Annotated in this window: 9 protein-coding genes; all 9 read right to left on the bottom strand. The window is 73.4% G+C overall.

The features are described 5' to 3' along the window. Positions 1-1,287: ribosome biogenesis GTPase Der (gene der / locus VFW79_RS03500; protein WP_329675923.1), on the bottom strand; the 1,287-nt coding region annotated here is incomplete at its 3' end. Positions 1,288-1,353: 66 nt separating this feature from the next. Continuing rightward, positions 1,354-2,019, bottom strand: a complete 666-nt coding sequence (locus tag VFW79_RS03495) for a lysophospholipid acyltransferase family protein (protein WP_329675922.1) — start codon at positions 2,017-2,019, stop codon at positions 1,354-1,356. Positions 2,020-2,072: 53 nt separating this feature from the next. Further along, complete coding sequence (cmk, locus tag VFW79_RS03490) at positions 2,073-2,837, bottom strand: (d)CMP kinase (protein WP_414647853.1); 765 nt, start codon at positions 2,835-2,837, stop codon at positions 2,073-2,075. Beyond that, positions 2,819-3,934 (bottom strand): prephenate dehydrogenase, encoded by a 1,116-nt coding sequence (locus VFW79_RS03485; RefSeq protein ID WP_329675920.1) that lies wholly within the window; start codon positions 3,932-3,934, stop codon positions 2,819-2,821. The genes cmk and VFW79_RS03485 overlap by 19 nt, the downstream gene beginning before the upstream one ends. Continuing rightward, the gene (locus tag VFW79_RS03480) at positions 3,931-4,659 is read right to left on the bottom strand and encodes a pseudouridine synthase (protein WP_329675919.1); all 729 of its coding nucleotides are present in this window, start codon (positions 4,657-4,659) and stop codon (positions 3,931-3,933) included. Before VFW79_RS03480 ends, VFW79_RS03485 begins: the two co-directional genes overlap by 4 nt. Before the next feature lie 188 nt (positions 4,660-4,847). Then, entirely contained in the window at positions 4,848-5,540 is a 693-nt protein-coding gene (gene scpB, locus VFW79_RS03475) for an SMC-Scp complex subunit ScpB (RefSeq protein ID WP_329675918.1), read from the bottom strand. Further along, a complete protein-coding gene (locus tag VFW79_RS03470) occupies positions 5,537-6,427 on the bottom strand; it encodes a ScpA family protein (RefSeq protein WP_329675917.1) in 891 nt (296 codons plus the stop codon). Before VFW79_RS03470 ends, scpB begins: the two co-directional genes overlap by 4 nt. Beyond that, complete coding sequence (locus VFW79_RS03465; protein WP_329675925.1) at positions 6,411-7,226, bottom strand: AAA family ATPase; 816 nt, start codon at positions 7,224-7,226, stop codon at positions 6,411-6,413. Before VFW79_RS03465 ends, VFW79_RS03470 begins: the two co-directional genes overlap by 17 nt. A 115-nt stretch (positions 7,227-7,341) precedes the next feature. Further along, the gene (locus VFW79_RS03460; RefSeq protein WP_329675924.1) at positions 7,342-8,328 is read right to left on the bottom strand and encodes a site-specific tyrosine recombinase XerD; all 987 of its coding nucleotides are present in this window, start codon (positions 8,326-8,328) and stop codon (positions 7,342-7,344) included. Positions 8,329-8,338: the final 10 nt, after the last annotated feature.

Raw genomic sequence — 8,338 nt, 5'->3', positions numbered from 1 at the left:
CATGTCCCACGAGGCGAGCGAGCGCTCGAGGGCGGGGACGAGCTTGTCGGTGTGCCAGCCGGTGCGGGCCGAGAAGTTGACGCGGGGCGCCCACTGGACCTGGACGAGGTCCTTCTCGATCTCGCGCTCGAGGAACGGGCGCCGGTCCTCGTCCATGAGGTCCCACTTGTTGTACGCGATGACGAGGGCGCGGCCGGCCTCGATGACCTGCGTGATGACGCGCGTGTCCTGCTCGGTGATCTTGACGCTCGCGTCGAGGAGGACCACGGCGACCTCGGCCTTCTCGATCGCTGCCTGGGTGCGCAGCGAGGCGTAGAAGTCCGCCCCGGACGTCTGGTGGACGCGCCGCCGGATGCCGGCGGTGTCGACGAAGACCCAGGTCTTGCCCTTGAGCTCGACGACCTCGTCGACCGGGTCGCGGGTCGTCCCGGCGACCGAGTCGACGACGACCCGTTCGCTGCCGAGCACCTTGTTGAGCAGCGACGACTTGCCGACGTTGGGACGCCCGACGAGCGCGACCCGGCGCGGTCCGCCCTCGGGGATCGCGACGCCGTGCGCGGACACGGTCGGCAGAGCCGCCATCGCGGCGTCGAGCAGGTCACCGGTGCCACGCCCGTGCAGCGCGGAGACCGGGTGGGGCTCGCCGAGGCCGAGGCTCCAGAGCTCGGCCGCGGAGGCCTCGACCCGGGGGCCGTCGACCTTGTTGGCGCAGAGCACGACGGGCTTGCCTGCCTTGCGGAGCAGCTTGACGACGCGCTCGTCGGTGCCCGTGGGACCGACGGTCGCGTCGACGACGAACAGGATCGCGTCGGCCAGCGAGATCGCGATCTCGGCCTGCTCGGCCACGCGGGCGTCCATGCCGGCGACGCCGGTCTCCCAGCCGCCGGTGTCGACGACCATGAAGTTGCGGCCGGCCCACTCGGCCGGGTAGCTCACGCGGTCACGGGTGACGCCCGGCTTGTCCTCGACGACGGCCTCGCGGCGGCCGAGGATCCGGTTGACCAGGGTCGACTTGCCGACGTTCGGGCGTCCGATCACCGCGAGCACCGGAAGGGGTGCTGCGGGGCCGCCACCCTCACCTTCTGCGAGACCTCCGCCGAGGAGGGCGAGGTCCTCGTCCTCGAGCTCGTACTCCGCGAGCCCTGCCCGCAGTGCCTCCTCGCGCTTCGCGTCGATGTCCGCGTCGATGGCGGGATCGAGGGTGGCCTCCGCAGCTGCGGGGGCGTCGAGGGGATCGGTCAGGACTGCGTCGTGGTGCTGGCCCGGTGTCGGGTCGGTCTCGCTCATGGGAGCATTCTCCCCCGGGCAGGTGCCGGACGACGAATGCGGGTCCCGGCGCCGCCGCCGGGGCTGCTACTCGACCGCGTTCGGGTCGTCGTTCGGGAGCGGGAGGCCGGCCCGAGCCGCGGCCGCGGAGACGAGGCCGGAGAGCGCGACCCGGATCGCCTCGTTGGCCTCGCTGAGGGCCACCCGACCTGAGGTCCCGGGTTCGCGCACGATCGTCAGCGGCTCCCCGAACTCGATGACGAGACGCCGGCGGAACCCTGGGACGTGCCCCACGGACTCGCCCGTGCGCCGGGTGCCGAGCACCGCCACCGGAACGACGGGCGCTCCCCCGTTCAGGGCGAGCCACGCGATGCCGGCGTGCGCGCTCGAGGCGTCACCGCGCCCACGGTTGCCCTCCGGGAAGATCCCCACGACCCCGCCACGGCGCAGCACGCCCAGAGCGGCCGTCAGCGCGGTCCGGCCGCCTTCGCGGTCGACGGGGATCTGACCGAGCGACGTCAGGAACCAGCCCACCACCCCGGTGAACGCCTCCTGCTTGACCAGGACGTGCACCGGCCGGGGCGTGGCGCCGGCGAGCACAGGACCGTCGACGACGCCCGTGTGGTTGGCGGCGAACAGCACCGGGCCGGACGTCGGCACACGGTCGGCGCCGATGACGCGCGCGTGCCACACGCCGAACGCGAGGAACCGGCCGATCCGCCGTCCCCACCGCGCCCCACGCTCGGAGATCACCGCAGGCTCGGACGCGGACGACGTCGGGGCAGACGACCCTCCCCCGCGCCCGCTCACGAGCGTCGTCCCGTCATCTCGGTGACCACCTCGAGCACGGCCTGCACGGTCTGCTCGAAGTCCAGCTCGGACGAGTCGACGGTCGCGACCCCGTCGGATGCGACGCGGAACGCCGCCACCGTCGAGTCGTCGGCGTCGCGCCGCAGCACCTGGTCACGCGTGGCACGCACCGCTGCCGCGTCGTCGGTCCCGTGCACGTCGAGGGCGCGCCGGGCCAGGCGCGCCTCCTCGCTCGCGGTGAGCAGGATGCGCACGTCGGCGTCGGGGGCGATGACGGTCGTGATGTCCCGGCCTTCGGCGACGATGCCGCGACCGCCCGAGAAGGACGACGGCACCCGCTCGGCCGCGATGGCCTCGCGCTGGAGCCGACCGAGCTCGGCGCGGACCTCGAGGTTCGTGGCGACGGCGCTGACGGCGGACGAGATCGCGGTCTCGCGGATCGCGGTGTCGATGTCGGTGCCGTCGACGCGCACGCTCGGAGCCGCGGGGTCGACCCCCATCTCGAGCGGGAGACCGCGCACCAGGGCCGCGACGGCCGCCGTGTCGGTCAGGGGCACGCCCTCGTGGAGGCACCACCAGGTCGCGGCCCGGTACATCGCGCCCGTGTCCAGGTAGGCGAGGCCGAGCCGCGACGCGACCTCGCGGGAGACGCTCGACTTGCCCGAGCCCGACGGCCCGTCGATCGCGATCACCAACGCGGGCGGGCGCCGGTGGTGGGCGGTCACGCCCGTGATGTCCGCGCTCAACTCACCAGGCTCCATCCGCGGGCTGCGAGCTCCGCCTCGAGGTGCTCGGACCGGCCCGGCAGGACCGAGATGTTCGCCATGCCGACCGGCCGACCGGCCGCGTGCTCGAGCTGGAGGTCTTCCAGGTTCACGCCGGCATGACCGACGTCGGCCAGGAGTCGAGCCAGCTCACCGGGCGAGTCCGGGACCAGGACCGTGACGACCTCGTACACGCGGGGAGCCCCGCCGTGCTTGCCGGGGATGCGTGCGACGCCGGCGTTGCCGCGGGCGATCGTCTGCGCGATGGTCGACAGCGCCCCGCCCTCGACCGTCTCCGGCCCGGTCGCCGCGTCCGCGAGACCGAGCGCGGCGATGACGCCGTCGAGGTCGGTGCGCAGCCCGACCAGCACGTCGCGGACGGCGCCGGCGTTCGCCGCGAGGATCGAGGTCCACAGGGCGGGGTCGCTCGACGCGATCCGTGTCACGTCGCGCAGGCCCTGGCCCGCGAGTCCCAACGCATCGTCGGACGCGTCGCGCAGCCGCGCCGCCACGAGGCTCGCGACGACCTGGGGGACGTGCGAGACCACCGCGACTGCGGCGTCGTGGTCGGCGGCGGACATCGCCACCGGCTGGGCCCCGAGGTCGACTGCGAGCGCGCGGACAGCGAGCAGCGCCTGCGGCGACGACGAGCCAGAGTTGACGACGACCCACGGCCGCCCGACGAACAGGTCGGGCAGAGCCGCCGATGGTCCGGTGCGTTCGCGGCCCGCCATCGGGTGCGAGCCGACGTAGCGCGTGAGGTCGGCTCCCGCGGCGCGCAGCTCGGCGAGCACCGTGCCCTTGACGCTCGCGACGTCGGTCACGACAGCGCCGGGGTACGCGGCGAGCTCCGCGAGGACCACGTCGGCCGTCACGTCGGGGGGTGCGGCGACCACGATCAGAGCCGGGGGGGCGTCGTCGGGAGCGGCGGGTCGACCCGCCCCGACCTCACGGGCGAGCGCGAGGGCGGTCCGCGACGGGTCGTGCAGGACGACCTCGACGCCGCGTGTGGTCAGTCCGAGCCCCACGGACGCTCCGAGCAGGCCAGTGCCGACCACGCGCACCGGACCGCGCGTGGCGACCGTTGAGTTCACATGCCCACCCGTGCCATGAGCGTCCCGAGCTCGACCTGGCCGAGCACGCGCGTGTGGCCCGTGCGCAGGTCGCCGAGCTTGATGGGACCGATCTGCGTGCGCACGAGCCGCTCGACCGGGAAGCCGAGCTCGTCGAAGATCCGGCGCACGATGCGGTTGCGACCCTCGTGCAGGACGATCTCGACGAGGCTCGCCTGCGGGCTCAGGTCGACGACGCGGAAGTCGTCGACCTTCGCCAGGCCGTCCTCGAGCTGGACCCCCTTGAGCAGCCGGTTCGCGATCGAGCCCGGCACGCGGCCGTCGAGGTGCGCGAGGTAGGTCTTCGGGACGGCGTGCGACGGGTGCGCGAGGCGGTTCGCCAGCTCGCCGTCGTTCGTCAGCAGCAGCAGCCCCTCGGTCTCCGCGTCGAGCCGGCCGACGTGGAACAGCCGCTCGGAGCGGTTGGCGACGAACTGCGCGAGCGACGGACGGCCTTCCGGGTCGTGCATCGTGGAGACGACGCCCAGCGGCTTGTTCAGCGCGATGGTGATGAGCGAGGTGTCGAGCTGGATCCGCATGCCGTCCACGTGGATGACCGCGCGCTCGGGGTCCACCCGCACGCCGAGCTCACGGACGAGTACGCCGTCGACGGTCACGCGGCCGGCCTCGATGAGGATCTCGCAGCTGCGGCGCGAGCCGAGGCCGGCCGTGGCGAGGACCTTCTGCAGCCGCACGCCGTCGGGCACGTGGACGTCACGCTGCGGCGCCGCGGGAGCCGCAGGACGGGTCGTCCTCGGCGGCCGGCCGGCGCCGGGGCGGGCGACGTGCGGCACTCCCTCGCGGGCGGGGCGGGCGGAGGCTCGGTTGCTGCCGGTTCGGGGGGACTCCCCGCGGAGCTGGCCGGTCCGGCCGTCACGTCGTTCGTCTGCAGCACTCATCGTGTCTCTCCGCTTGCGGTGTCCACGCCTTCGAGCGTGTCGATATCGGGCAGGTAGGGCGCGAGCGGCGGCATCTCGTCGAGACTCGCCAGCCCCATCCGTTCCAAGAAGTATCCCGTGGTCTCGTACAGCAGGGCACCAGTCGAGGGATCCGCGCCCACCTCGGTGACGAGCCCGCGCGCCGTCAGCGTCCGCACGACGCCGTCCACGTTGACCCCGCGGACCCCCGAGACCTGCCCGCGCGTGACCGGTTGGCGGTAGGCGATCACCGCGAGCGTCTCGAGCGCCGCCTGGGTCAGCCGTGCGGTCTGCCCCTCCAGCACGAAGCGCCCGACGACGTCCGCGTACGTCGGCGCCGAGTAGATGCGCCAGCCGGCGCCGGCGAGGCGCAGCTCGAAGCCCCGGACCCGCCCTCCGTCCGCGCCGCGGTACTCGGCGGCCAGCTCGGCGAGCAGCGCCTCGACCCTGCTCGTCGGGAGCGCGAGGACGGACGCGAGCCGCACTGCGGGGATCGGCTCGTCCGCGACCATGAGCACCGCCTCGAGCGCGGCGAGCGCTCCGCCGGGCAGGTCGTCGACGTCGAACGCGAGCTCGTCGGCCGCGGGGTCGGGAGCCGGCGAACCCTCGGCTGCGACGCCGTGGTCGTCGGGCACGACGTCGGCCGGACCGTCGGGGGTGTTCTCGGTCATGCTGTCGGCTCCTGCGTGTCGGGCCCACCGGGGGCGTCGGGGGCGTCAGGTGGGGCGTCGAAGTCGTCGGACACGACGATGTCGCCCTCGTCAGACCCGGTCCACCGCACCGTCAGCTCCCCGAGCGGGCTCACCTGGTCGAACCCGACAGCACCCTCGCGGAACAGCTCGAGCAGCGCCAGGAACCGCACGACGATGACAAGCGTCGAGCCGGCGTCGTCGGTCAGGGCCCGGAACGACGCCGCGCCGCCGTGACGCAGACGGTCGACGAGCACGGCCGCCTGCTCGCGCACCGACACCGTCGGTGCGTACACGTGGCTGAGGTCGACGCCCGGGGGCAGCGCGCGCGGCGCGAGCGCCTTGGCAGCCAGCACGGCGAGCTCGTGCGGTCCGATCTGCCACACGAGCTCGGGGAGCAACGCCGCGAGGTGCGGCTCGAGCGTGACGGTCCGGGGGAGCCTGCGAGCCTCCGACGCGAGCCGTTCGCCGATGTCGGCGGCCACGTCCTTGTACGCGCGGTACTGCAGCAGCCGGGCGAACAGCAGGTCACGCGCCTCGAGGAACTCGAGGTCCTCCTCGTCCTCGACGTCGCCCGACGGCAGCAGCCGAGCCGCCTTGAGGTCGAGGAGCGTCGCGGCGACGACGAGGAACTCGCTCACCTGGCCGAGGTCCCAGGACTGGCCGCCGTCGGCTCCCGTGCGCTCAGCGAGCCTGATGTAGGCGATGAACTCGTCCGTCACCGTCGCGAGCGCGATCTCCGTGATGTCGAGCTTGTGCTTCGAGATCAGCCCGAGCAGCAGGTCGAACGGTCCGGAGAAGTTGGTGAGGTGGACCTCGAAGCTCGCCGTCCCGGGCGCCTCCGCGACGGGGCTAGGCGGCGTCGCCACGGGCGACGAGCTCACGCGCGAGCTGGCGGTAGGCGATCGCGCCGGGGTGGGTCGGTGCGTACGTGGTGATCGGCTCAGCCGCGACCGACGAGTCGGGGAACTTCACCGTGCGACCGATCATCGTGTGCAGCAGCGTGCTGCCGAACGCCTCGTTGAGCCGCGCCACGACCTCACGCGCATGCAGCGTCCGCGGGTCGTACATCGTCGCCAGGATGCCGTCGACCTCGAGGCGCGGGTTCAGGCGGTCCCGGACCTTCTCGATGGTCTCGATGAGCAGCGCCACACCGCGCAGCGCGAAGAACTCGCACTCGAGCGGGATCAGCACCCCGTGCGCGGCGGTCAGGGCGTTGACCGTCAGCAGCCCCAGGGACGGCTGGCAGTCGATGAGCACGACGTCGTAGTCGTCGAGCGCGGGCCGCAGCACGCGCGCGAGGACCGACTCGCGGGCGACCTCGCCGACGAGCTGGACCTCCGCGGCCGACAGGTCGATGTTCGACGGGAGCAGGTCGAGGCCGGGGATCGCGGTCGGCCGGATGAGCTCGCTGAGGACGGCCGTGCGCTCCATCAGGAGGTTGTAGACCGTGCGCTCGAGCTCGTGCGGGCTGATCCCCAGCCCGACCGACGCGGCGCCCTGCGGGTCGAAGTCGACGATGAGGACGCGACGGCCGTACTCGGCGAGCGCGGCCGCGAGGTTGATGGTCGTCGTGGTCTTGCCGACGCCACCCTTCTGGTTGCACATCGCAATGACGCGCGCGGGCCCGTGGTTGGCAAGCAGCGACGGGACGGCGAACGCCGGCATGGGTCGTCCCACCGGGTCCAGCGGCGTCTCGATCGTCTCCTCGGTTGTCACGCGGCCAACTTACCGGAGCACGAGCGCGTTGAGGCCTGCGACAGACCGGCAGAAGGGCGACCGATCACCGCGTCGCGTCGGGCGCGGGGTCCGCACCGCTGCGCTCGCCCGCGTGCGGGTCGCGCCGCAGGGCACGCGGGTGGGCTGTGGCGTACACCTCGCGGAGCGTGTCGCGGGTCACCAGGGTGTAGATCTGTGTCGTCGTGACCGACGCATGACCGAGCAGCTCCTGGACGACGCGCACGTCGGCCCCGCCCGCCAGCAGGTGGGTCGCGAACGAGTGCCGCAGGGTGTGCGGCGAGACGTGTGCCGCGCCGCCCAGGTGGGCCCGCTCGGCGGCGGCGCTCAGCAGTCCCCACGCGCTCTGCCGGCTCAGCCGCGCGCCGCGGGTGTTGAGGAACACCGCCGGCGTCCCCCGGCCCTCGCCCGCCAGGGCAGGGCGGGCGCGGACGAGGTAGGCGTCGACCGCGTCGACCGCGTAGCTGCCCACCGGGACCACGCGCTCCTTGCGACCCTTCCCACGCAGCCGGACCGAGGCTCGCCCATGCGTGAGGTCCAGGTCGTCGATGTCGAGGCCGACCGCCTCGGAGATCCGGGCACCCGTCGAGTACAGCAGCTCGAGCAGCGCGCGGTCCCGGAGCGGCACGGGGCCCTCTCCGACGCTCGCGGCCTCGAGGAGCCGCTCCACGTCGGCCGTCGAGATCGCCTTGGGCAGCCGCTTGGGCTGGGCGGGCGGGCGCACCGACCTCGCGGCGTCGACTCCCGTCAGTCCCTCGAGAGCGCAGAACTTGTGCCATCCCCGCAGCGCGACGACGGCGCGCGCGGTGGACGACGCGGACAGCGCTGCACCGCCGTCGGACCCGGTCCGCATGACGGCCACGAAGTCCTCGACGTCACGCTCGGTGATGTCGTCCGGTCGTGTCCGCCCTGCCGCATCGAGGTGCGCGACGTAGCGGGCGAGGTCACGCCGGTAGGCCGCGAGCGTGTTGACCGCGAGCCCGCGCTCGACGGTCAGGTGCGCCAGGTAGTCCTCGACCGCGCTCTGCAGCAGGACCTGCGCC

The sequence above is a fragment of the Cellulomonas sp. genome (assembly GCF_036279715.1).
In the GTDB taxonomy this organism is placed as follows: Bacteria; Actinomycetota; Actinomycetes; order Actinomycetales; family Cellulomonadaceae; genus Cellulomonas_A.
Note: the sequence above shows the minus strand (reverse complement) of the source record. Positions and strands in the feature narration are given on the sequence as shown.